This window comes from Terriglobia bacterium, from assembly GCA_020073185.1.
Classification (GTDB): domain Bacteria; phylum Acidobacteriota; class Terriglobia; order Terriglobales; family Acidobacteriaceae; genus JAIQGF01.
Genome location: JAIQFT010000010.1, coordinates 1 through 23,746 on the forward strand (window position 1 = coordinate 1; position 23,746 = coordinate 23,746).

Here is a 23,746-nt window from a genome sequence, read left to right on the forward strand (position 1 = left end):
GTGCGCAATCCAGATGTCCTCTTGCTTCTCCCGCTGCTTGCGCGTCCCCATCGACATGCGCGACATTCTACGAACTATGCCTGTGGATACTTCAGTACTTTCCGCTCACGAATCCAGACTTGCACCACGGGCTGTTAGGAATTTCTACATCACTAAAGACTGGATTGTGTCTGTTGCAGCGCGGCGAATCTATCTCACTGCTGCAGGACTGTCACTTGCATTTCTTCTCTTATTGATAGCTCTTCAGTTTGTTGGTGAGGTTCCTGTGCCTTGGGTCCCGATTGTCAGAGCGCTTGTGTTCGCAGGTGTTGTTGGGACGGCAACCACGATGGTTGCAATGGAATACTTCCTGTTCGGCTTCGACAAATCATCCGCATTTAAGAAGGCATTTTGGTTTTGCATAATGCTCTTTCCGGTGCTCGGAGCAGCTCTGTACTGTTTCATCGTGTATTCCCGATCGGACGCCTTTACTTCAGCAGGGTAGAAACCGGCGTAGGGACCCAAGGCATAGGTTGCTCTTATCTTTTGTGCCTTCGCTGCGCCCGCGATGGCTTCTCCTCGATGACCGCAAACTGGAGCTTGCGTTGCACGCTATCAATGCGGTCCAGGATCACGCGTACGCGTTCGCCCAGCGAATACTTCTTCTTGGTTCGCTGGCCGATGATCTGCTTGGTAGTGTCGTGGTAGGTGTACTGGTCGTCGGTGAGGCTGGAAAGCGGCACCAGTCCCTCGATGAACATGTCCATCAGCTCGACAAAGAAGCCGAACTTGGTCACGCTGATAATGAGCGCCTCAAATTCCTCGCCCACGCGGCCCTGCATGAACTTGATCTTCTTCCAGTCCATCAGCTCGCGTTCGGCATCGTCGGCGCGCCGCTCCGCCCCGGATGACTCCTGCGCAATGTCGTGCAAGACCTCGGGCGGGACGGGGCCATCGTGTTCAGCGGCTGAAGCCGCATCTTTGTCATGTCGCTTTTCGGCACGACTGAAGTCGTGCCCTGATACACGGGCCGCGTGTCCCGCCCGCTTCGGCGACCCCTTCGCCCACGGCGACTCTTGTTTTTCCTGGAGCCTAGAGCCCGAAGCCTGAAGCCTCATCTCCGCCCACGCTCCGTGTTTTTCGCTCAGCACTCCGACACCCAACGGCACTGGGCCATCGTGCTTCTCTGCCGATTCCACCAGTACCTCTTTCAAAATCCGGTGCACGATCAGGTCCGGATAACGCCGAATCGGCGAGGTGAAGTGGGTGTAGGTCGGCGCCGCCAGCGCGAAATGGCCGACGTTCTCCTCCGAGTACTTCGCCTGCTTCAGAGAGCGCAGCATCAGGTACGACAGGATTCGCTCCTCCGGCTTGCCCGCGATCTTCTCGGCCAGCTTCTGGTACATGTGCGGCGTAATGTGCACGTCCTCGGGAATTTCCAGCTCGTGTTGCCGCTGCCCCGAGCGCGTGCGCGGCCCCGGCCCGCGGCCCGGCCGTCGCTGATCGGTGTACGAAAAGCGTTTCACCGGCAGCGCGCCCACACCGAGCGAGTACCCGAACGCGGCCGCGATGCTCTCGAACTCGTAAACCCGCTTGGGATCGGGCTTCTCGTGGATGCGATAGAGCGACGGCACATCCTTGTTCTCCAGGTACGAGGCCACGCTCTCGTTGGCGGCCAGCATGAACTCCTCGATCAGCCGATGCGCGACATTGCGCTCCGAGCGCGTGATCGCCTTCATCAGCCCGAATTCGTCGAACTCGATCACCGGCTCCGGCAGGTCGAAATCGATGGAGCCGCGCCGCACCCGTTTCCGGTTCAGTATCATCGCCAGCTCGCGCATCAATTCGAACACGTCCACCAACGCGTGGTAGCGCTCGCGGAGCTTGGCGTCGCCCTCCAAAACGGCGTTGACATCGGTGTACGTCATACGCTCGGTCGAGCGGATCACGCCCGGGGTGATTTCGTAGCCCACGATGTCGCCCTTGGGATCGATCTTCATCACGCACGACATTACCAGCCGATCCAGGTGCGGCCGCAGCGAGCAGATGTCGGTAGAAAGCTCAATCGGAAGCATCGGGACGGCGCGGTCCGGGAAGTACACCGAGGTGCCGCGCAGCCGCGCCTCCGCATCCAGCGCCGCTCCCGGGCGCACGTAATGCGCAACGTCGGCGATGTGCACCTGCAGCTCGAAGTTTCCGTTGTGCAGCCGGCGGACAAACACCGCGTCGTCGAAATCGCGCGCCGTCTCGCCGTCGATGGTGACGATGGGCAGGTTGCGGTAGTCGCGGCGTCCGCGCAGCTCCCGTGCCGGGATGATGTTCTCGAAAGACTGCGCCTCCTCCAGCACGTCGGTTGGAAAACGGTGCGGCAGGTGGTACTTGCGAATGACGATCTCCACGTCCACGCCGAAATCGTCTTCGTAGCCGAGAATCTCCACCACGCGCCCGCGCGGGTTCTGGGTCGGCGTCGGCCACTCCGTGATCTCGACGTCGACAACGACGTTTTCCAGATCCCCGGCAACCTCTGTGCGCTTCGCCTCCGACCCGAGCACGCGGTGCCGTTCTTTCTGCTTGGTTGGTTGCTCCGTGTCCTCTGTGGTGGGTTTCCTGGGGATTTCCGCGCCGCGCGGGATCACGATATCCAGCGTGACCTTCTCGTCCATGGGCGTGACGTAGTTGTAGCGCGGGCCGTAATGAAACGTGCCCACCACCGTGGCGTGCGCCCGCCCGATGACGCGCAGGACCTGCCCCTCGGCCCGCCCGTCGGCCCGTTCTCGCCGCAGCTCCACCAGCACACGGTCGCCATGCATGGCATTGCCGGTGTTCTGAGAGCCGATGTAGATATCGCCATTCAGCCGCTGCCGCAGCTCTTCGCTGTCGGGAATCACAAACCCGTAGCCGTCGCGGTGCATGGTCAGGCGGCCCGCGACCAGGTTCTGGTCGGAAGATCTGGGGGGGATGGCGTAGCGGTCGCCATCCTGCGCCACCAACTCGCCGCGCCGCACAAGCTGGTTGAGACGCTCGGCCAGTTCCCGCCGCTCGTCGCCGCGCGCGCCCAGTTCGCGCACCAATTGCTTGAACCCGGCCGACTGCTTGGGCTGCTGCCCGATTTTTCTTAGAATGGCGCTGTCGGAAATCATCGGGAACCTAACCACAGAGGACGCAGAGGTATCAGAAGATGCTTAATAATCGGTTTTGAAGGGCGCTTCCAGTCACGGTAGCCGCCAGGCGCCAAGAGCTGGAAAGCCAAATGCCTCAGTGTCCCTCCGTGTTCTCCGCGGTTAGTGTTTTGTTTCAGAGTTGAACCTGTCCTGACACTGCTTGGCTTCGGCCTTGAGCACTGCGAAAGCCGGCGTGGCGCGCAGCTTGGCCAGCGCGGGATCGGTCCGCAGCGCGGTGTTGGAGCAGTAGTTTTGCTGGATGGCGCTGCGGATCAGCACCGCCGCCGTGTCCACTTCGCCGCACCACGCCAGCAGCGAGCCGTGATAGTAGCGGAACTCGGGATCGCGCTGCGCCATCAACCCCGGTTCCGCCGCCCGCGTCAGGCGATGCATTTCCGCCGGCGAGACCGGCTTCAGGCACGCCTGCAGCAGAGTGGCATACCATGCCGGACGCGACGAAATCTTGGTCGCCGCCACCCGCGCTTCGTCGGGCTTGTTTTCGCGGATCAAGAGCGCCGGAAAGACGCTCGCCGCCCAGTCCGACCCGCTGTCCAGGTGGACATACTCCAGCGCGCGAGTCGTGTTCCCCAGCTCGAAGAAGACAAACGAGCAGGAGCGGAAATCGTAGTTGTCGGGATCAAGTGCCAGCGCGGCGTCACACTCTTTCGCCGCGTCGTGCAGAAGTCCCGCGTAGCGCAGTACATAGGCCAGCGTGAAGTGCGCCTGCGCGTTTTCCGGGCGCCGCTTCACCAGTTCCATCGCCTCTCGGTACGCCTTTGCGATCCGGCCGCCCTCGGCGCGCAGCCGGATCAGGTGGGCCGCCGAGGAAATCAGGTTCTCATCCAGCGCCAGCGCCTTTTCGTAGGCCGCCGCCGACTTGTCAAGCGCCTCCTGACCTCCGCCCGAGTACTGCGCTTCGTAGTAATAGCGCAGTCCGAGCGCGTCCCATGCCGGCGCGAACTTCGGATCCAGCTCCACCGAGCGCTCCAGCATGGTTACGGCGGTGCTGTTGGGCGCCACATCGTGCGGCAGCGCAGAACCGCGGAGGTACAGATCGTAGGCGGTAGGATCGTGCGGCTGGGTGGCGGTGGCGAAGGTTGCCCCCGTAGAACCCAGTGCCGGCAGCAATCCCTGCCGCACCTGCGCCGCCAGATCTTCCTGCAGGGTCAGCAGGTTCGACGCCGGCACCGTCACCGTGCCCTGCCACACCAGGCGGTTGAAACGGGTGTCCACGTCGTCCAGGGTGATGATGAGGCGCTCGCCCTGGCTCATGTAATGGCCGGTGAGCACATTGGCGGCGTGCAACTCGCGCCCTGCCTGCTGGGGATCGTAGTTGCCTTGCAGGTATTTCGCGGTGGACGGCACGGGGCGGATCTCCAGCGCGCGCGTGTACGCGAGGATCTTCACCAGTTGGTCTGGCACGGCGAAGCGCAGGTAGTCCGTGTCCGGATCGCCGCTGACGTTATTGAACGGGAGCACGACGATCGTGTTGTTCGCCACCGCCGGCGCCGGCACAGCGCGTCCGTGCTTTGCCCACCAAACGGTGATCACGAGCAGGATCATTACCAGCAGGCCGGCGATTGCAACCAACGCGTAAATCTGCCGGAGGCTCAGCTTGCGGAAGGTTCGGGTGGAAGCCAGGGGCGCCTGCGCCGGCACCTCGGCCCCGACCGCTCGCAATTCCAACTCGCGCTTCAGCGCCCGCAAGTCCTGCGCCAGTTCACGCGCGCTCTGGTAGCGCTGTGCGCGGTCTTTCTCCAGCAGCTTGCCGACAATGGCCTCAAAGCCCGGCGGCAGCGATGGGTTCATGGTCAGCGGCGATACCGGCTTTTCGTGCTGGATCGCGGCCAGCGCCTGCACCGAGGTGCGCGCCAGGAACGGCTTGCGTCCGGTCGCCGCCTCGTAGAGCACGATTCCCAGGGAAAACAAATCACTGCGCGCGTCGAGTTGCTCGCACCGCGCCTGCTCCGGCGACATGTACACCGTCGTCCCCGGGATGACGTTCATCTCCGTAATTGCCTCGCTCGGGCGTGAACGAGGCCGCGCGTCGCCGACGGTCACCAGTTGCGGCTCCGGCGCCAATTTGGCCAGCCCGAAATCCAGGATTTTCGCCTGCCCGCGGTGGGTCAGGAAGATGTTCCCCGGCTTTACGTCGCGGTGCACGACGCCCTTCGCGTGCGCCGCGTCCAGCGCGTCCGCGATCTGGATCCCGATGTCCAGCACCTCCAGGGCATCCAGCGGGCCGCGCTCCAGCCGATCTTTGAGGCTCTGCCCTTCCAGCAACTCCATCACGATGAAGGGCAGGCCGTTGTGCGATGCGATGTCGTAGACGGTGCAGATATTGGGGTGGTTCAGCGAAGAGGTGGTGCGGGCTTCCAGTTGGAAACGCTCCAGGGAAGCGGCGTTGCCGGCGACGTCTTCCGGAATGAATTTCAGGGCGGCCCGCCGCCCCAGGCGGATGTCCTCGCCCTCATACACCATACCCATGCCGCCGCCGCCCAACTTTCTCACAATGCGGTAGTGGGATATGGTTTGCCCAATCACGGGGGATCACCAAGCGTAACCCGGCATCTTAGGTCTGCCCCGCCTCAAAATCAACGCACGGGGCCAGGATGGAGCGCGGCCGCCGGCAAGAGTCAAGCCACGGCTCGAGGTCCGCAATTTTCTGATCGGCCGCATTGCCCCTTGAACCCCCCGCCGGCAACCGTCATAATTCCACATCTTCCTACTGGGGTGAAGACAGCCGAAGCGTAAGGAGTAGCCCATGGGATTACTGCACCTGTGCGATGAACATCCGGCAGCGGTTCGTCCGCAAGCCACGGCCGCGGAAGCCATCCAACTCATGCTCGATCACCGCGTCGGTGGCGTGACCGTGGTGGACGACGAGGGCGCGGTCGTCGGCATCTTTACCGAGCGCGATGTCCTGCGCAAGCTCGCCCTCAGCGGCCGCGATCCGGCGAAAACCTCGGTCGCCGAACTCATGACCCTCCCCGTCATCCTGGCCACCCCGGCCACCACTCCCGGCGAGGCCTTCTCCATCATGATGGAACGCCACTTCCGCCACCTCCCGGTGGTGGACGAACGCGGCCGACTCATCGCCATGCTTTCCATCCGCAATCTGTTGCAATGGCGCGTGGACGAACTCACCGAACGGCTCGACACCATGGAACAGTACATGACCAATGACGCTCCCGGCGGCTGAAACACGCAACTGGGCCCGCAACCACTCCAAGACAAACTCCGACAGCTTGGGGTCGCGCTTCGCCCGCGCATCCGCGTGAAACGCCTTCCGCAGGTCGGCGCTTTCATGCCTGATTCGACTGTCGTAGCGGGAAAACGTAACTATCCGCGGACGCACCTTTCTGGGATGACAAACCACAGCCAAGCCGCCTGCCGTGCTCAGCACGAATCCGAGTCACCGGCAGGGCCGGCCCCCGATATAAGAAATGCCAACCGGCGGCGAAGATTTACACCGTGGCGGCGACATGTTGGGTGCCCACCGGTGGATAAAATGTGCTACAACGGTGGACAGGTTGAGCAACTGGCTGTCGCTGCAGCACAAAGCAACTTCTCCTGGGATCGGTCCTGGGAAACGAACTTTGGCCAGCGAAGTGCCGCCGTATCCACCATTCCTCTTGAGGAAAGGATCTAAACTGCAATGTGGAAGCCTACGAACCAGCCCACGACCGGCGGGCCGACTCCGACTCCGGAACCGCAGCGTCCCACCACGCCCACCTATACTGCCCCGGCGGAACCGACTCCGGCGGCGGCCCCTAGGAACGCCTCCATGACTTCGCAGGACCAGGCGACGATTGGCAAGTCGCTGGTGATCAAAGGCGAAGTGACTGGCTCCGAATCGCTTTACATTGACGGCCGCGTCGAAGGCTCCATCAACCTCTCCGGTAACCGTGTCACCATCGGCCGCAACGGCGTGGTCAACGCCAACATCAACGCCCGCGAGATCGTCGTGACCGGCAAAGTGCGCGGCAACCTGGTCGCCAGCGACCGCGTCGATATCCGCAACGAAGGCTCGCTCACCGGCGACGTTGTCGCCCAGCGCATCTCCATCGAGGACGGCGCCTTCTTCAAGGGCGGCATTGACATTCGCAAGCCCGGCCAGAAGGCGAATGGCGAGGCCAAAGACGCTTCCATGCCGGCCGATAGCAGCACCGGCACATCGGCCTCTGCCGCTCGTGCCTAGTTCTTGGTTGTGTGTGGCACGGGTCTGGACCCGTGCCATTCAGTCATCGCAGGGTTGATTGACTCAGATCGTCGGCCGTGAGTAATGGGCCTTCGTTCAGCGGCCATCGACTATCGACGGGTCCCCATGTTTGAGAAGATTCTCCAACTGCTCTCCATCCACTGCCGCCACAAGAACACGTCGCAGCCCTTTACCGCCGCCGCGTCCAGCGCCTCCTCCGCCGCCGAATGGGAAACGGTTGGCGCTGGACCCAGTCATTACATCGTTTGTCTGGATTGCGGCAAGAAGATTCCTTACGACTGGGCCAACATGCGCCGTATCGGCTGACCAGTCACGGCTCCACGCCCGTGCTGAGATCGGCCGCCGCCGGCTCGACCGCGGCCACCGCTGGCTGCGGCTTCTTCCTTCTCAAGTCCCGCGGCAGCCCGGAACGCAGCACCCAAAGCGCAGCCGCCACTGCCGCGGCCCACGTCAGTGTCCCCAGTGCCAGCGATTCCACGTCCGCGCTACGGCTGCCCGCCACTCGCACTAGTTCCGCGACCCGCACGCCCGCAAAACCCGCCACGGCCGCCGTTGCCGCCGCCTTCCCCAACTCCCGCCAGTTCAATCCCGGCAGAGGCACCAGCCCGCGCCGGTGCAGCAACACCGCCAGCACGATGGTGTTGGCGGCGATGCCGATGTCGGAGGCAATCGCCAGCCCGACCACGTCGAGCGCGTGGAAAAGCGCGTAGTACACCGGCAGCGACGCCGCGGTGATCACCGTCGCCGCCACCATCGGCGTAAGGGTGTTGCCGGCGGCATAGAACGCACGCGCGTACAGCGCCTGCGCCGACCAGAACGCCAACGACAGCGCGAACCAGAAGAACAGCGCCGCCGTCTCGCGCGCATCGGTAAAGCTGAACCGCCCGCGCCGGTACACCAGATCGATGACCGGCAGCGCCGTCGCCATCATCCACGCCGTCGCCAGCAACGACGCCGCTGCCAGCCGGTACACCGCCCCGTTCACGTTGTCGGCAAAATCCCCCAGCCGCTTCTCGCCCCACAGCCGTGCGAAGAACGGCAGCGACGCCTGCCCCGTGGCCTGCCCCAGCACCGCAATCGGCACGGCGAACAATCGCTTCGCATAATTCAGCCGAGTAATGTCGCCGATCCCGCCGGACGCGAAATAGCGCAGGATCCAGTCGTCCGCCGTCGCCAGCGAAACACCCAACATCAGGGGGATGGACAGCCACACCCATTCGCGAAATGCGGCATCGCGCACGTCGAACGACGGCCGGTAGCGAATCCCGGTCCGCGCCGCCCCGATGGCATTGATGAGGAACGGCCCCACGATGGCGCCCGCCACGGCGCCCACCGCCAGCGACGCGATCCCGAACTGCCGCGCGCCCAGCACGCCCCCGCCGATGATGCCCGCGTTGTACAGGATCGGCGCCAGAGCCGGGATCAGGAACATGCGCCGCGACAGCAGCACCGCCGACACCACTCCGCCGACATAGAAAAATAACTGCGCCGGCAGCAGGATGCGCGTCAGGTGCACGCATAACTGCAGTTGCGCCGCGGAAAAATCGGGGAAGATCAGCCGCTCGATCTGCGGGGTGAGCACCTCGGTGAGCGCGATCCCGATCACCAGCACCGTGCTCATCACGGTGATAATCACCGAGAACGTGTGCTCCGCTTCGCGCTCGCGCTTTTCCGCCAGGTAGCGCGTGAAAATCGCGATGAAGGTAATGGACGCCGTGCCGCCCGCGACCAGGTAGTTCAGCCAGTCCGGAAGGGTGAACGCCGCAACGTAGGCGTCCGTCTGCGCGCCCGCGCCAAAGGCATACGCGATGTAGGCCTCGCGCACGTAGCCGATCACGCGCGACAGCATCACGGCCGCCATCAGCAGCAGGGTGGCGCTGAAGACGCTGTGCTGGTGCGAGGGCCGGAGCAGCCGCAGGGCACGCTTCAGGCGTGGTTCGGTGGGCATCGCTAGCGCGATTGTACCTTGCGAGTTCCCGGTTCCGGGTTGCGTGTTGTGAGTCCGAGGCGGCGATTCGACGTGACCAGCATGAATTGATTGCCTCACCGGAGGTTGGACCGCTCACGCGATTCCGCAATTCGTCATTTGTTCAATTCGACCATGGCCGATGTTAAGCTGTTGCCAGAGGATGGCCAGGTCATGTACTTCGAGCAGTTCTACCTCGGTTGTCTCGCCCACGCTTCTTACGCGCTGGGCTCGCATGGCGTTGCCGCCGTCGTCGATCCCCAGCGCGACATTGAGATCTACCTCAAAGCCGCCAACGAGCACGGCCTCAAGATCGCGCACATCTTCGAAACTCATCTCCACGCCGACTTCGTCTCCGGCCACAAAGAACTGGCGCAACGCACCGGAGCGAAGATTTACATCGGCGAGCGCGCCGGCGCCAGGTTTCCGCACGTCGGGCTGCGCGACGGCTTCTCGCTGCAGTATGGCGATGTGGAAATCCGCGCCCTGGAAACTCCGGGCCACACGCCGGAAAGCACCTGCCTGGTGGTCTACGATCGCGAGAAAAGCGCCGTCACACCCTGGGCGGTGCTCACCGGCGACACGCTGTTCATCGGCGACGTCGGCCGACCCGACCTGGCCGAGGGCCATACACCCCAACAACTCGCCGGCTCGCTCTACGACAGCCTGCACCAGAAGCTGCTCAACCTGCCCGACGAAGTGCTCGTCTATCCGGCACACGGCGCGGGCTCGCTGTGCGGCCGCAACATGCGCGCCGAGCGATTTTCCACCATCGGCACCGAGCGCCTCACCAACTCCGCGCTGCTCATCAACTCGCGTGACGACTTCATCCGCGAGCTGACTTCGAAGCTCCCGCCGCGGCCGCAGTACTTCGCCGAGGATGCGGCCATCAACCGCGAGGGCGCCGACGCCTTGCAGGACCTTCCATCGATCTCCGCGCTCGAGCCGGACGCGGTGCGCGAGGCGCAGGCGCACGGATTCGTCGTGCTCGACACGCGTCCCGGCGATGAGTTCGCCCGCGGCCACATTCCCGGATCGGTGAACATCGGCCTCGGCGGTCAGTTCGCTTCCTGGGCGGGAACCGTGCTGGGCCTGGGGGCCAGGATCATTCTCGTCGCCGAGTCAGGAGAGAAGGCGGCGGAAGCGCGCATGCGCCTGGCGCGCGTCGGCATCGAGCACGTCATCGGCTATGTGAACAGCGGCGTGCGAGGCTGGGAAGAAGCGGGCAATTCGCTGGCAAGAATTCCGCAGATTCCGGCGGCGCATTTGCGCGAGCGCCTGGAACAGCTCACCGTGCTCGACGTGCGCCGCGAAAGCGAGTGGCAGGCCGGCCACATCGAGGGCGCGCACTGGCACGCGCTCGACGATTTCCCGCAAGCTCTGCCCGGCCTCGACCGCGACGCGCCTATCGCCGTGCACTGCAAGAGCGGCTACCGCAGCATCATCGCCGCCAGCTTGCTGCGCCGCGCCGGGTTTCACAACATCACCGACGTCCTCGGCGGCTTCGACGCCTGGCTAGCGGAATCTTCCTCGGCAGTCGCGCTCAAATGAATTGGACTGGCGCCGCGACCGACGGCCTGCCCGCGCTACTGCAGCCGAAACCGTTCTCTCATCAGGCGTTGCAGCCGGGGTTTGTAGATCAAATCGTAGGCGAGTTCCTTATCCGGGAACATGGCGAGGGCAGCGCGCTTGGCGTCGGCCACCATCTCGGACGCTTCCTCCACTGTCAGGTTGATATCCTGGCTGATGACGGACATCACCATGTTCATCATCACCTGCAACCGCCGGATCTTGCGCAGTTCTTCCACTTCGGCCTGGTTCCGCTCCGGTGTCTGCGTTTCCCGTGATTCCATCGACCCCTTATTGGATGAAGATCGCCCCAAGTTTGTTGCGCTCTGTGGATTGTCGAACATCCGCTCCGGTTGCGGTAGTTCGCGGCCTACCCTGGATCAGGTTGCGGATACCCTATTCCCGGAGCGGCACATCACCCTTTGTCGCCGCTGCGACTTCCGCACCGTAAACCGGAAATGGTGCTACGATTTTTCGGCGGTCTGTTGCGCATAATACCCCCAGTCGCGGCAGGCGCAAGCAGAATTCCGGCACGCGAACCGGCGGTTGCGGCGCATTCCAGTACAGGGAGGATCTATGGCCACTAAGCCTATGCCGAACGCAGAGCTCGTGGAAGTGTTCGGATCCAAGGAAGAGTCGGAAGTCATGGTGGTAAGCGGCCTGCTCGAGACCGCCGGCATCGACTGCATGGTCACCGCTCTCGACGCCCCGCAGGACGTGCTGCCCGGCGTCGGCGGAGTGGTGGTCAAGGTTGCGGCCGACCAGGCCGACGAAGCCCGCCGTATCATCGAGGAGTATCGCGCCAGCGCTGAAAACGACGCATCCGACAACGAACTTACTGCGGAGGGCGAGACGGAAGAGCCGGCGTGACCCGCTCCCCGTCCAGATAGAAACCCACAGAACCCAGTGTGTCCGTGCGATACGTGAGCACGCGCCGCTCCGCCAGACGCTGCAGCACCTCCGGCCGCGGATGGTGGAACGAATTGCGGTAACCCACCGAAATCACCGCGAATTGCGGCCGCACTTTGTCCAGAAACTCCGGCGAACTCGAGGTCATACTGCCGTTGTGACCCACCTTGAGTAAATCGGCCTGTGGCTGCTCGCTTTCCGCCAGCACACGTTCGATCTTTCTTTCCGCATCGGCCGGCAGCAGCGCCGCCGAATTTCGGTAGCGGATTCTCATCACCAGCGAATCGTTGTTGCGCGGGCGCGCCGCGACCTGCCAATCGCGGGGCGGCGAGAGCACCTCGAACCGCGCTCCGCCAAGGCTGAATGAATCGCCCGCTGCCCGCCGCACCACGGCCACGTTGTTCGTCAAGGCATGCCGCAGCAGCGCCGTGTATGCCGCCGTCGGCGCATTCGGCCCCACCCACAACTCGCGCGGCCGGAAGTTGCCGATCACCGCCTGCATTCCGCCGATATGATCCGAGTGCGCGTGCGTCAGCATGACCGCGTCCAGCCGCGTGATGCCGCGCGACCACAGGTAGGGCGCGATCACGTCCTCGCCGAAATCGAATTCCGAGTGCGACGGTCCCAGTCCCCCGGCGGCGTCGATCAGCAGCGTCTTTCCCTCGGGCGTGACGACCAGCGTCGAATCTGCCTGGCCCACGTCAATCGCCGTGATCTCCACCACGCCCGGCCTGAGCTGCGGCTGGCGCGGAACCAAGGTCAGCAGCAGCGCCGAAATCACCAGCGCCGCCAGTCCCATACACGCGAGCGCGCGCCGTTTGCGCAACGACCAGACGCAAAAGACCAACCCTGCAACGGCGAGTACCGCAACCATCAGCGACGGCGGCGGCACGCGCCAATCCGCAGCGCGCAAACCTCCGAGCAACCGGATCGCGCCCGTGATTCCGTCCAGAGACCACGCCGTCACTATCACCGCGGGTTTGGCAAGAACAGGAGACACATACGAAAGCGCCAGCGCCGAAGCCGCCGCCGGCATCAGCACGCCTGTAAGCGGCACCGCTACCGCATTTGCCGGCAGACCCACGACAGTCGCACGGTGGAAATAGAAGGTCATCGGCAATGTAAGCGCGAACTGCGCCACTATGGCGATGAGCAAAATCTCGTAGGTTGCAATCGCCGCCATCGGAATACCCACCACGGTCGCGTTCGCAATCCATCGCCCCATCAACCTGCTAAGCCGTTCCCGCAGCAGGCGCAGGTCGAGCCGGAACTGCGCAATACGTGGCGCCATGACCACGTCGCGGCCGGTCTCGTCCAGCCCGCGCAGCGCTCCACGATACGGTTCCGACGTGCGGCGCAGCAGCGGCACCCCAATGCCCGCGATGGCCAGCACCGCGCCGAAGGTCAGTTGAAAACTGGCGTCGAACAGCGAGCGCGGGTCGATCGCCAGCAACACCAGCGCGGCGGTCCCAACGGCGTTCAGCGCGTCGCGGTCGCGATACAGCAGCCGCGCGCCCAGGTAAATCGCTAGCATGAACGTTGCGCGCAGGATCGGCGCGCCCAGGTCCGCGACGTACGCATAGCCCACCGACATCGCCACCGTCATCGCCGACGACACCACGTCGCTCACCCGCAGCCGTCGCAGCACCCAGAAAATCACAAACGCCAGAATGCTAACGTTCATTCCCGACACCACCAGGATGTGGTACACGCCGGTGCGCTGGAACGCCATGCGCGTGTCGCGGTGGATGGATGCCGTGTCGCCGATCAGCATGGCGTCAGTCAGCGCGGCGCGCGGTGCGTCCCACAGCGTGTGCACGTGCGACAGAATGCTGCGCCGCGCCCGGCTCGCCCACATTCCCCATCGCGTGCCGCTGAAACCGGAAAGCAGCTCCACGCGATCGCCTCGGACCGCCGCCAGCGCCGTGATGCCGCGGCCCGCGAGATATCCGCGATAATCCCACGCCCCCGAATTGCCGAAATTCCGCGGCTCCCGCAGCTTCGCCGCAAACCGCAACCGCTCTCCGTACACAAATTGGTGATGTGCCGCGCTCTCCGCCTCGCCTTCTTCCTCCGCGTCGTCTCGCGAGTAGAGTGTCAGGCGGATGCCGGCGTGTGTGGCGCGGGCGCCCTCGCCCGCGTTGGCGTTGTCCACACGCGCGACCTCCTCCGTCTCGATCTCCACGATCTGCCGGCGATCGCCTCCCAGCACGCGGGCCACCCCATCTTTCACCACGTGTGCCGTGATCGCCACTTCCGTTCCGTCGAGGAATGGCGCGACCCGCTGCGCGCGCAACGAGGCGTAGAACTCAGCGTTGCGCGCCGCCGCCGCCAGGCACCCCAGCGCCGCAATCGCACACAACGCCGCCGCCACGGCGACCCGTGCACGCCTGCGCAAGAACGCCAACGCCGCTGCCGCAAACACGACTCCCGCCACGGCCCACCACGCCGGCGGCCGCCACACCCGCGAAGCCAGCAGGATTCCACCCGCGAACGCCAGCGCCGCCAGCAGCGCGGGCAGCCGCTCGTGTGGTTTCGTCACTGTGAGCTGGGAAGACATCTGGCGGCTAACTTTGAATTATGCGGGAGAAATGAGCGGAACCAGCGGATTAAAGCTCCAGCCAAACGACGGTTTCGATATGGAACGTCTGCGGGAACACGTCGAGCAGGTGCATGGCGCGTATCCGATACCCGGCCTGAGTTAGCACGCGCAAATCGCGCGCCAGGGTCGCCGGATCGCATGAGACGTAGGTGAACTGTGGCGCCTTCAATCTCGCAGCCGCACGCGCCGCCTTTTCGCCCAGCCCGCCGCGCGGCGGATCCACGACCACGTAGTCGAAGCGGGTCTCCGCCGGAACTTGGGCGAGAAACTTGTCTACCTCGACGCGATATCCGGTCACGTTGGAAGGAGAATTGGCCTGCAGGTCGTGAAATGAAAATGCCGCCGACTCCACCGCCGCCACCTGGCGAAAGGTCTGCGACAGCGCCAGCGAAAACAGGCCCACCCCGGCATACAGGTCGAGCGCGAATCCGCCGGCGCGATCCGCCATCGCCACCTCGACCATCTCATCCACCAAAAAACGATTGGTCTGGAAAAACGATCCGGCGCTGACGCGGTAATTGGCGTTAGCGGTGCGATACACTAGGAAATCGCTGCCGAAATCGGCCCCAAACTTGTCCGGAACATCGATCCGCGCCACGCTTGCATTCGTCGCCCGCTGAAACGGAACCACACCGACAATCGCGGGAATCTCTTCGCGTACGGCGCGCGCAAACTCCGCCAGCGCGGGCCAATTGCAGGACTGCGAGGCCAGCGTAACCTCCAGCAGCAGTTCGCTGTCTTCGCCGTTGGCGAAAAACTCGACCTCCACCACTCCGGCCGGAACCTTTCCCGCTTCGCCCAGCTTCCACATCGCCGCCAGCGCGCGATTGATCAGGGCGCCGCCGATCGGGCACTCGCGCACCGGAAGCAGCGCGCCCGAGGTGAACCGGTTGTAGCCGATGGCGAACTCCGGCTGCGCCCGCACCCGCATCCGCGCGCGGTTCCGGTAATTCCACGGCTGTGAAGGATGGACGAGTATTTCGCCGTCGAACTCGATCTTCGCAGTCCGGCGCAGCGTCTCGCGCAGGATGTCTGTCTTGATGCTGAGCTGTTCTTCGTACGAGGCCTGCTGATACTGACATCCGCCACACTGGCCGAAGTACGGGCACGCGGGCTCCACCCGCCCCGCCGCCGCTTGCACCACCCGGTGCAGCCGCGCGCGTACAAAGCCCGGCTTGTGCTCCGTCACCGACACTTCCACCTGCTCGCCCGGCAGCACAAACGGCACGAACACCGCCTTGCCTTTGCCGCGCGCATCGGCGGGCAGGTGCGCCAGCCCATCCCCGCCGTAGATCAGTTTTTCAATGGTTAATTCCAAACGGCGATTATAGAAGGCCGGGCAGCTCACATTGGGTGATTTGCTGATTTGTCAATTGCGCGACGACCCAATCAGAGCAGTTTCAGAAATGGCGTAACCGAGAGAGGAGACACAGAGATCCCTCGACTCGGGTTTCCCGCGCACGACCACCCCAGCACGCCAAAAGCGGGCGTGCCGGGGACCCCGGTTACAAAAACGCGCGGGAGCCCTCCCTCGACTCGGGATGACATCGCCTACAGACTAAAGATGAAACGGCCTAGTCAATCAAATCACATGTAGAACAGTGAGAGTCGCGGCAGCCCATACCGCTCCAGCAGCCTCTTGTTGACGTATTGTTTTTGCAACTGGTCGATTTGCGCCGCGCTCATGTTCCGGCGATACGGCGCCAGCTCGCGGTCGGCCTCCGCCCGCACCGCGACCAGTTGCTCATCCGAGGTCGCCGCCAGCAGCGATGCAAACAGCTTATCCTCCACCACGGTGAGCCGCCGCTCCAAGGGTTCCAGCGCGGCCTTCACCAGCATTCCCGCCGCGAGTTCCCGCAACGACTTCGCGCTCTCGTTCGCCAGCGCCTGCGAAGAAACCGGCAGGCCGGCCGTCGCCAATTCAATGGCAGCCGCATTGCGCTCCAGGTACGCGGCGATTTCATCAGGCGCGAATCCCGCATCCGGTTTTTCGGGGCGCGCCGTCCCGACTTCCGCTTCCTTCATCTCCTCGGCGGCCGCCAGCACCTCCTGCGCGCAGTACGCCAGGCTGTTCACCTTGCGTGTCTTCGACGGACGCCGTTCCCAGCGCTCGAATGCCGCATCGATGCCGCGCAACACGGCCTCCAGCGGAATGCCCGCGTCCTTCCACGTTTCGATCAGCGCCCAATCCAATGTCGAAAGCAGCAGGATCGTCCCCCGCCTCCGCTGGAAGCGCTCCTCGATTTCGGTGAAGTAATTGAAATAGTTTTTCACGAGCAAAGGCCATTGGCTCTTGGCTGTTGGCCATTGGCAGGATGCGCGTCGGCCAAAGGCTAATGGCCAATGGCGAACGGCGTCATTTTGCAGTTTTTCGTTTGGCGGACGCTATCGCCTGGTTGCGTTCCCAGATGATGCGCAGGCCGTCGAGCGTCAGCAGATCGTCCACCTCGGTGATAAAGCGCGAATGCGCCCCGATCATGCTGCCCAGCCCGCCGGTGGCGACCACCTTCGTCTTCTCGCCGAGCTCCGTAATCAGCCGTTCCAGGATGCCGTCCACCAGGCCGAGATACCCGTAGAACAGCCCCGACTGCAGGCTTCCCACGGTATTCGTCCCGATGATCCGCGCCGGCTTGCGAATGTCCACCCGCGGCAGCCGCGCCGTGTGCTCGAACAGTGCGTCGGCGGAAATCCCAATCCCGGGCGCGATCACACCGCCCAGGTACTCGCCCTTTTCGGAGATGGCGTCGAACGTGGTCGCTGTTCCGAAATCCACCACGATGCATGGCCCGCCGAATTTCTGAAACGCCGCCACCCCGTTGACTACCCGGTCGGCGCCGACCTCCGCCGGGTTGTCGTACTGCACCGGCATGCCGGTCTTCACACCCGGCTCGATGAACAGTGGCTTGCTGTGAAAATATCTCTCGCAGACTTCGCGCAGGGTCGTGTCCATCGGCGGCACCACCGACGAGATCACGATCCCCTTCACCTGCTCCACCTCCAGCTTCGCCATGGCGAACAGGTTGCGGAACAGCACGCCGTACTCGTCCACGGTCTGCGTCTTGATGGTTGCGACGCGCCAGTGCGACACCAGGCGCGGCGGTTCGCTGTCGCGCTCGAAGCCCGCCGCGGCCTCGAACACCCCCAGCACCGTGTTGGTGTTGCCGACATCCAAAACTAAAAGCAAGGCTGCAGGCTCCAGGCGCCGCACTACACAGGCTGCCGCTTCACTCCGATCCGTGTTCATCCGAGGCGATTTGTGGTTAGTCTTTTTCTCTCACTCCACCCGACATCACGGTCCGCAGGCCGAGATCGGTCCTCACCCGCAGAAATCCGCGCTCGTCCAGTCCTTCGGTGACGCCCTCGTACCCGCCGTCTTCCTCAACGCGGACGCGACGCCCCCTCGCCGAAGACGAATGTTGCTCAAACCGACGCTTCACTTCCTCGCGCGCAGCGGGATCGTCCAGCCGGCTGTATTCGCGGTCGAGCGATTTTAGCAAAGCCGCTGCCAGCTCCACCCGCGACCAGCAGCGCCGGCTGGGGTCTTCCATGCGCAGCGACGTCGCCAGCGCCGCGAGGCTGGGCGGAAATGACTCCTGGTTGACGTTCATTCCCACGCCCACCACCGCGTGCCGCACCCGCGTCGCCTCGGCGTGCATCTCGATCAAGATGCCGCAGAATTTTTTCCCGCCCAGCAGCAGATCGTTCGGCCAGCGCAGGTCGGCAGCCATGCCGGTGACTTCGGAAACCGCCTCGCGCACCGCCAATCCCGTAGCCAGCGACAGTGTCAGCACATCGGCCGGCGCCACCCTCGGGCGCAGAATCACCGAGCAGTAAATCCCCGCCGAGCGGGCCGAGTGCCATCCGTGACCGCCGCGCCCGCGCCCCGCCGTCTGCTCCTCGGCGACATACACGCTGCCCTCGGGCGCCGGGTTCTCCGCGGCGCGCGTTTTTCGCGTGGTGAAGTGGTTGGGCGCGCCATCGGCGGCGGCCTGCATGGCTGCCGCGTTGGTCGAGCCGATCCGAAAATAATGGTGAATGTGCTCGCCGAAAATCGTGCCTTTCAGCGCCGGCCGCAAAAATTCCGGTAGCAGCAGGTCGGGCACGCTTTCGATCTGATATCCGGTCGCCGGGCGTCCGGCAATGCGCACCCCGAGCCGCCGCAAGCGCTGCACCAGTCGCCACACTTCGGACCGGCTGGCCGCGATCTCTTGCGCCAACTTGGTCCCGCTTACCACCACCATGGCGTGGTCTGACAGCAGCCGTACGATCCGTCCCAGACGCGCGTCGGTCAGGCCCGGCTGTGCGCGCGGCTTCCCCGCAGCCCGCATCTGGCGCGCCTGCCGAGTTGTGCTCTTACGTGGTATGTGCAGATTATGCGCGACCAGCGAATCGTATGGCAAAGAATTCCGTGGCCACGTGCAGCGCCGGCTACTTGCCGGCTCCCGCGCCGCTTTCCGCGACCACCGACGTGCAGAAGGCGCACCGGCGGGCCGCGATCGGGATCTCGCTCAGGCACTCGGGGCATTTCTTGGTGGTCGGATCGGCGGGCGCCGGCGCCTTGCGGTAGCGCTGGATGAGCGTGTTGATGGGCAGTACGACGAAAAAGTACACCGCCGCGGAGATCAGCAGGAAGGCAAGCGCGGCGTTGATAAAATCACCGTAGAGAAATCGGCTGCCGTTTACGTCGAAGTAGAACGCGGAGAAATCCGGCTTGCCGACGATGGCGGCAATCAGCGGCGTCACCAGGTCTTTGACGAATGCGGTCACCACGGCGCCGAAAGCTGCGCCCACCACCACCGCCACGGCCAAGTCGACTACATTGCCGCGGAGCAGGAATTGCTTGAAGCCCTTCATCGCCCGCCTCCCTCAGCTTCCAGCGACGAAGCTGATTGCCTTCCCCATCTCATCCACCATGGTGTCCAGATGCTTGCGCGATTCGGAGCTGAACGAGAACACCACCGTGTATTGCTTCGCCGGCAGCACGACAATGGTGTAGTACACCTCTCCGCTGAGCACTCTGGAGCTGTAATCGGCGCGATAGGACTTGCGCCCGGCGACGGTGATTTCCTTGGCGGGCGCAATTTTCTTTGCCCCCATTTGCTCTAGGCTTACGCCGGCCAGCGCCACCTGCTCCGGCCCCCTCACCGCTCCCGATCGTTCGGCGGTGATGGTGATGGCGCGCCGCGATTTCTCGCCCGGGGCGCGCGCGTCCAGCAGCATGCACTCGCGCTCACACTGCCCATCCATGGCTACGAACGAGACCGTCCAGTCCGCCGGCAGCTTGTAGTTCATTCCGAAGTAGAGGTTGGTGTAGAGGCCCTCGGAAACGGCGCCCGCTTTCGGCGAGAGGCCCTGCGCGGCGGCGCCAAGCCATGCCGGCAGCAAGACAATGACAACCAGCAATAACCTAGGCATGATTGCGGCTCCTGCGTCCGCCCGGATAGAAAGGGCGGATCGCCATCGCGAATCCAAGATCATAATGCCTCATGCCAGCCGCGGCGGCGGGGAAAAAGTTAAATGGGGCGATTGGCTCGCCCCATTTTGGGTTCTCGGCATGTGGCGCAGTTCAGATCCTCATCGGCATCACGATATAGCGGTATTTGAAGTCGCTGTCCGGTGGTTCATCGGGCCGCAACTGGCCGGCCGACTGCGGGTCCTTGAATTCCAGCCGTACCTCGCCCGAACCCGCTGCCTTGAAGAAATCCAGTAGGTACTGGCTGTTGAAGCCGACGGTGAGCGCCTCGCCCTGGTACGAGGTCTCGATCGAGTCTTCCGACTCGCCGGCATCGCTGGAGGATGAGGAAACCTTGATCTCGCCCTTGTCCAGGCGCAGCCGGATGGCACCGCTGCGCTCGTCGGCAAACTGCGCCACGCGCTGGATGGCCGCCGAGATCGCCTCCGTCGGCGCGCTGACGATCTTGTTGTTGTCGCGTGGCAGCACCGCTTCGTAGTTGGGAAATTGGCCGGTAAGCTGACGCGAGGTCAGCAGCCGGTCGCCGAGGCGGAAGAACAGCGTGGACTCGTCCTTGGCAAACTCCACGAACTCGCCGTCGTAATCGTTGAGCAGCGAATTCAGCTCGCCCATCGCCTTCTTCGGCACCAGAATGCGCAACTCGCCCGAAAGCCCCTGGAAGCGCGCGGTATTGTTCTCGATGTGGGCCAAGCGGTGTCCATCTGTCGCCACCATGGTCATGGATTCCGGCTTCAGCACCAGCAGCGCGCCATTCAGTGTGTAGCGGGATTCCTCATTGGAGATGGCGAAGATGGTTTTCGCGATCATGCGGTGCAATACCGGCGACGGCAGCTTGTACGTGGTGGCGGCCGGAAACGCTGGCAGCCCCGGGAAATTCGACCGCGCCATGCCAACCATCTTCGTGTTCGACCGGCCGAGGCGCAAGTTGATCCAGTGGTTCTCCAGCAGTTTGACGGTAATTTCCCCGTCAGGCAGCAGCTTGACGTAGTCGAACAGGCGCCGCGCCGGGATGGTGCACGCGCCCTCCTTCTTGACCTTGGCCGGACAGCCGGTGCGCAAGCTCAGGTCCAGGTCCGTCGCGGTGATCGACAGCCGGTCGCCCACGGCTTCAAACAGGAAGTTCGACAGGATGGGAATTGTGGTCTTGCGCTCCACCACGCCCTGTGTCGCCGTAAGTTCTCTTAGCAAATCCGTCTTGTTGACCGTGATTTCCATTGCGCCCCCCTTAACTTCGGGGACTTCCGAAACGCGTGTCGCGGTTGTTTCCGTCACGGCTGTGCCCCTCCCGCTGGCGATCTGCCCGAAACCGCACGGCTGGGAGCGCTCTCGGGTGCTGTGTGCATGAATCCTATGGACTTACTTATATCAAAAGAAAATTCAATAAAACAGCAGTAGAAGCCGTTCAGCTCGGAAATGTGGAAGACCCGTCCAACTCACTTTGGCCCTGCCACTTGGCCGATTTCGGGAGCCTGTTCATAAGGGCATTCGATTGTGCTTGACACACCATATCTTGGCCCTCCGTTGAAATCACTCCCCGTCTTGCACGCTATCCACACTTCATCCACAGACCCGGCTGCGGAACGCATCATCCTGGTGAGGAAAACCGGTCCCGAGCAGCCATGGGTCGCACTCACCTAAAACCGGCTTTTCCCCAAGCACATCGCGCGTGGCACCGAGTCATTGTGCAATGTCGCTATTCCTCGTGTACGCCAAAAAAAAGCACGGCTCCCCGCCGTGCATCGATCGCACCTGTCCACCCGTCATCCGCCCAGCATCTCCGTCAGCTTATTCAACATCCGGCTCAGATCTTTGTCGCTCTTGCGGACGGTCTCGATCTTGTCGATCGAGTGCAGCACGGTGGTGTGGTGCTTGCCGCCAAACTGCCGCCCGATTTCCGGCAGCGACGAGTCCGTCATGTGCTTGGAGAGATACATGGCGATCTGCCGCGGGTACACGATCGCGCGCGAATTGTTCTTTGCCTTGATCTCCGCCAACCGCAGCCCAAACTGCTCCGCCACCGCCTTCTGAATGGAATCGATCGTGATCTTGCGCTGCTGCGAATCGATAAAATTCTTCAGCACCTGCTGAGCGTAAGGCAGAGTGATCTCCTGCCCGATCAGCGATGAGTGCGCGATCAGCCGGATCAGCGCACCTTCCAGCTCGCGCACGTTCGAGCGGATATTCGACGCGATGAATAGCGCCACGTCGGTCGGCAACTGCACCCGCTCCGATTCCGCCTTTTTCTGTAGGATGGCGACCTTGGTTTCCAGGTCCGGGGGCTGGATGTCGGCGATCAGGCCCCACTCGAAGCGTGAGCGCAGCCGGTCTTCGATCTCCGCCAGCTCCTTCGGCGGGCGGTCGCTGGCGATCACGATCTGCCGCATGGACTCGTGCAGCGCGTTGAAAGTGTGGAAGAACTCCTCTTGCGTCCGCTCCTTCTGCGCCAGGAACTGGATGTCGTCGATCAGCAGCACGTCCACGTTGCGGAACTTGTCGCGGAAGCTGGTCATCTTGTCGTAGCGCAGCGAGTTGATCATCTCGTTGGTGAAGCGCTCGCTCGACAAGTAGCAGATGGACATCTGTGGCAGCCGCTTCTTCACCTCGTGCCCGATGGCCTGCATCAGATGCGTCTTGCCCATACCGACGCCGCCGTAAAGGAACAGCGGGTTGTAGGCCTTCGACGGCGATTCCGCGACCGCCAGGGCCGCGGCGTGCGCGAACTGGTTACCGGCGCCGCAGACGAAGCCCTCGAAGGTATAGCGCGAGTTCAGTTGCGCGGCGCTGTCCCAGTCAAAGCGCTGCTGCTGCAGCTTCGCCGCCGCGGCGGCCGGAGCTGCGGCAGCAGAGGATGTCGCGGAGAAGCCGCCATTGTGTCGCACCGGCGTGTTGGCAGCCGGCGACGCCGCCGGCGCCGGCGGTTGCGGCGTCCCGGTGACGAACTCAACATCTTGGAACTCCAGGCCGAGAGCGTCGATCGCCTCCAGGATCAGGTCGGCGTAACGCTCCGCCATCTGCCCGAACTCAGGGTTAGGCACCAGCACGAACAAGGTGTGGTCGTCGGAGTGGCTGAAACGGGTTGGCTTCAGCCACGTGTCGTAGGAATGGCGATTGATCTTTTTCTCAAGCGCCTCCAGGATTCGCATCCAGGGATTCACAGTAGAGGTGACAGACGACACGGACATGGGCCATTCCAATCTCGCGCCGGACGCGGGGGCAAGCAATCCGGCGTAATCCTTGGGTCGAGCCTTTTCACAGGCGGCGGAACTTCCTTCACGCTCCCGCTACGCTGACTGCACGCCGCCGCGACGCCCTTGCCGCAGGGCAGGCCGGTGCAGCCGGTCAATTCGGGAGTGATGAACCTGGTGCGGAGCTATCGCAAGACCCTTTTTCTCTCTCGCAAGCTGCGTCGCATACTAGCACGAAACTTTTCTTCCCTGGAGGAATTGTTCTGAACGCTTCGAAGTGGGCACCGAGAACTTCGCGCATTCCGCACGACATGTCAAGTACACAGTCGGTAACGACGCAAGCGTGGTGCAATCGAGTTGCGAGTTGCGAGTGACCACAAGTGCGCGGATTTGGTTTCCGCCGATTTCACTCGCAACTCATAACCCGCAACTCACACTCCTAGCCACCGGCCACCGTCGTCGGATATACTTGCGGTTTGCCCAGGGAGATTTTTCTCGACCGAGGAGCAGCCAGAGTTCATGCCGAAGCGTACGTTCCAGCCCAACCGGCGTCGCCGCTCGAAGACGCACGGATTTCGTAGCCGGATGAAAACCAAGAGCGGACAAGCGGTGCTCGCGCGACGCCGGGCCAAGGGCCGTAAGCGTGTTTCGGTGAAGCCCGGATTCCGCGAGTAGGGGTA

The 23,746-nt window shown here is 63.4% G+C and carries 20 protein-coding genes; 7 read left to right on the plus strand and 13 right to left on the minus strand.

All coding sequences use genetic code 11. The features are described from left to right. Nucleotides 1-484: hypothetical protein (locus LAN64_04775; protein MBZ5567149.1), on the plus strand; the 484-nt coding region annotated here is incomplete at its 5' end. 34 nt (nt 485-518) lie between these two features. Here the strand turns inward: LAN64_04775 and LAN64_04780 are convergent. Together LAN64_04780 and LAN64_04785 are read right to left on the minus strand one after the other, a co-directional pair. Then, the gene (locus LAN64_04780) at nt 519-3,119 is read right to left on the minus strand and encodes an RNB domain-containing ribonuclease (GenBank protein ID MBZ5567150.1); all 2,601 of its coding nucleotides are present in this window, start codon (nt 3,117-3,119) and stop codon (nt 519-521) included. Between the two features lie 141 nt (nt 3,120-3,260). Further along, entirely contained in the window at nt 3,261-5,684 is a 2,424-nt protein-coding gene (locus LAN64_04785; protein ID MBZ5567151.1) for a protein kinase, read from the minus strand. Nucleotides 5,685-5,904: 220 nt separating this feature from the next. Here LAN64_04785 and LAN64_04790 point away from each other — a divergent pair, with 220 nt between their 5' ends. The 3 genes from LAN64_04790 (at nt 5,905) to LAN64_04800 (ending at nt 7,668) form a co-directional block, all read left to right on the plus strand. Beyond that, the gene (locus LAN64_04790) at nt 5,905-6,342 is read left to right on the plus strand and encodes a CBS domain-containing protein (protein MBZ5567152.1); all 438 of its coding nucleotides are present in this window, start codon (nt 5,905-5,907) and stop codon (nt 6,340-6,342) included. Between the two features lie 456 nt (nt 6,343-6,798). Then, nucleotides 6,799-7,341, plus strand: coding sequence for a polymer-forming cytoskeletal protein (locus LAN64_04795; GenBank protein MBZ5567153.1), 543 nt, complete (start codon nt 6,799-6,801; stop codon nt 7,339-7,341). 126 nt (nt 7,342-7,467) lie between these two features. Beyond that, nucleotides 7,468-7,668 (plus strand): hypothetical protein, encoded by a 201-nt coding sequence (locus tag LAN64_04800; GenBank protein ID MBZ5567154.1) that lies wholly within the window; start codon nt 7,468-7,470, stop codon nt 7,666-7,668. Nucleotides 7,669-7,672: 4 nt separating this feature from the next. Here LAN64_04800 and murJ read toward each other — a convergent pair whose 3' ends face one another. Beyond that, a complete protein-coding gene (gene murJ, locus LAN64_04805) occupies nt 7,673-9,310 on the minus strand; it encodes a murein biosynthesis integral membrane protein MurJ (GenBank protein ID MBZ5567155.1) in 1,638 nt (545 codons plus the stop codon). Between the two features lie 192 nt (nt 9,311-9,502). Between murJ and LAN64_04810 the strand changes: the two genes are divergently transcribed. After that, nucleotides 9,503-10,879: an MBL fold metallo-hydrolase gene (locus LAN64_04810; GenBank protein MBZ5567156.1), complete on the plus strand. Its 1,377-nt coding sequence runs from the start codon at nt 9,503-9,505 to the stop codon at nt 10,877-10,879. Nucleotides 10,880-10,914: 35 nt separating this feature from the next. Here the strand turns inward: LAN64_04810 and LAN64_04815 are convergent, their stop codons facing one another. Next, a complete protein-coding gene (locus tag LAN64_04815; protein ID MBZ5567157.1) occupies nt 10,915-11,181 on the minus strand; it encodes a hypothetical protein in 267 nt (88 codons plus the stop codon). A gap of 292 nt (nt 11,182-11,473) precedes the next feature. On the opposite strand from LAN64_04815, the gene LAN64_04820 reads away from it, so the two are divergent. Next, a complete protein-coding gene (locus LAN64_04820; protein MBZ5567158.1) occupies nt 11,474-11,767 on the plus strand; it encodes a DUF2007 domain-containing protein in 294 nt (97 codons plus the stop codon). Here the strand turns inward: LAN64_04820 and LAN64_04825 are convergent. From LAN64_04825 to dnaA, 9 genes are all read right to left on the minus strand, one after another. Continuing rightward, nucleotides 11,733-14,348, minus strand: a complete 2,616-nt coding sequence (locus LAN64_04825; protein ID MBZ5567159.1) for a ComEC/Rec2 family competence protein — start codon at nt 14,346-14,348, stop codon at nt 11,733-11,735. The two genes, LAN64_04820 and LAN64_04825, sit on opposite strands and share 35 nt — an antisense overlap. Before the next feature lie 67 nt (nt 14,349-14,415). Further along, on the minus strand, nt 14,416-15,726 hold the full coding sequence (rlmD, locus tag LAN64_04830; GenBank protein ID MBZ5567160.1) for a 23S rRNA (uracil(1939)-C(5))-methyltransferase RlmD: 1,311 nt from the start codon (nt 15,724-15,726) through the stop codon (nt 14,416-14,418). A gap of 269 nt (nt 15,727-15,995) precedes the next feature. Then, on the minus strand, nt 15,996-16,682 hold the full coding sequence (locus LAN64_04835) for a hypothetical protein (protein MBZ5567161.1): 687 nt from the start codon (nt 16,680-16,682) through the stop codon (nt 15,996-15,998). An 82-nt stretch (nt 16,683-16,764) separates the two neighbouring features. Next, a complete protein-coding gene (locus tag LAN64_04840) occupies nt 16,765-17,592 on the minus strand; it encodes a type III pantothenate kinase (GenBank protein ID MBZ5567162.1) in 828 nt (275 codons plus the stop codon). A 76-nt stretch (nt 17,593-17,668) separates the two neighbouring features. Then, on the minus strand, nt 17,669-18,736 hold the full coding sequence (locus LAN64_04845) for a biotin--[acetyl-CoA-carboxylase] ligase (protein ID MBZ5567163.1): 1,068 nt from the start codon (nt 18,734-18,736) through the stop codon (nt 17,669-17,671). Nucleotides 18,737-18,836: 100 nt separating this feature from the next. Beyond that, entirely contained in the window at nt 18,837-19,262 is a 426-nt protein-coding gene (gene mscL / locus LAN64_04850) for a large conductance mechanosensitive channel protein MscL (protein ID MBZ5567164.1), read from the minus strand. Nucleotides 19,263-19,274: 12 nt separating this feature from the next. After that, nucleotides 19,275-19,823, minus strand: a complete 549-nt coding sequence (locus LAN64_04855; GenBank protein ID MBZ5567165.1) for a hypothetical protein — start codon at nt 19,821-19,823, stop codon at nt 19,275-19,277. Between the two features lie 151 nt (nt 19,824-19,974). Next, the gene (gene dnaN / locus LAN64_04860) at nt 19,975-21,096 is read right to left on the minus strand and encodes a DNA polymerase III subunit beta (protein ID MBZ5567166.1); all 1,122 of its coding nucleotides are present in this window, start codon (nt 21,094-21,096) and stop codon (nt 19,975-19,977) included. Between the two features lie 545 nt (nt 21,097-21,641). Beyond that, a complete protein-coding gene (gene dnaA, locus LAN64_04865; protein MBZ5567167.1) occupies nt 21,642-23,063 on the minus strand; it encodes a chromosomal replication initiator protein DnaA in 1,422 nt (473 codons plus the stop codon). 522 nt (nt 23,064-23,585) lie between these two features. Here dnaA and rpmH point away from each other — a divergent pair. Continuing rightward, nucleotides 23,586-23,741: a 50S ribosomal protein L34 gene (gene rpmH, locus LAN64_04870; protein ID MBZ5567168.1), complete on the plus strand. Its 156-nt coding sequence runs from the start codon at nt 23,586-23,588 to the stop codon at nt 23,739-23,741. The last annotated feature ends 5 nt before the right edge of the window (nt 23,742-23,746 follow it).

What these genes read in the sequence shown, in the direction of transcription:
- LAN64_04780 (MBZ5567150.1), bottom strand. Translation starts at nt 3,119, where the DNA reads ATGATTTCCGACAGCGCCATTCTAAGAAAAATCGGGCAGCAGCCCAAG.
- LAN64_04790 (MBZ5567152.1), top strand. Translation starts at nt 5,905, where the DNA reads ATGGGATTACTGCACCTGTGCGATGAACATCCGGCAGCGGTTCGTCCG.
- LAN64_04795 (MBZ5567153.1), top strand. Translation starts at nt 6,799, where the DNA reads ATGTGGAAGCCTACGAACCAGCCCACGACCGGCGGGCCGACTCCGACT.
- LAN64_04800 (MBZ5567154.1), top strand. Translation starts at nt 7,468, where the DNA reads ATGTTTGAGAAGATTCTCCAACTGCTCTCCATCCACTGCCGCCACAAG.
- murJ (MBZ5567155.1), bottom strand. Translation starts at nt 9,310, where the DNA reads ATGCCCACCGAACCACGCCTGAAGCGTGCCCTGCGGCTGCTCCGGCCC.
- LAN64_04810 (MBZ5567156.1), top strand. Translation starts at nt 9,503, where the DNA reads ATGTACTTCGAGCAGTTCTACCTCGGTTGTCTCGCCCACGCTTCTTAC.
- LAN64_04815 (MBZ5567157.1), bottom strand. Translation starts at nt 11,181, where the DNA reads ATGGAATCACGGGAAACGCAGACACCGGAGCGGAACCAGGCCGAAGTG.
- LAN64_04820 (MBZ5567158.1), top strand. Translation starts at nt 11,474, where the DNA reads ATGGCCACTAAGCCTATGCCGAACGCAGAGCTCGTGGAAGTGTTCGGA.
- LAN64_04845 (MBZ5567163.1), bottom strand. Translation starts at nt 18,736, where the DNA reads ATGCGGGCTGCGGGGAAGCCGCGCGCACAGCCGGGCCTGACCGACGCG.
- mscL (MBZ5567164.1), bottom strand. Translation starts at nt 19,262, where the DNA reads ATGAAGGGCTTCAAGCAATTCCTGCTCCGCGGCAATGTAGTCGACTTG.
- LAN64_04855 (MBZ5567165.1), bottom strand. Translation starts at nt 19,823, where the DNA reads ATGCCTAGGTTATTGCTGGTTGTCATTGTCTTGCTGCCGGCATGGCTT.
- dnaN (MBZ5567166.1), bottom strand. Translation starts at nt 21,096, where the DNA reads ATGGAAATCACGGTCAACAAGACGGATTTGCTAAGAGAACTTACGGCG.
- dnaA (MBZ5567167.1), bottom strand. Translation starts at nt 23,063, where the DNA reads ATGTCCGTGTCGTCTGTCACCTCTACTGTGAATCCCTGGATGCGAATC.
- rpmH (MBZ5567168.1), top strand. Translation starts at nt 23,586, where the DNA reads ATGCCGAAGCGTACGTTCCAGCCCAACCGGCGTCGCCGCTCGAAGACG.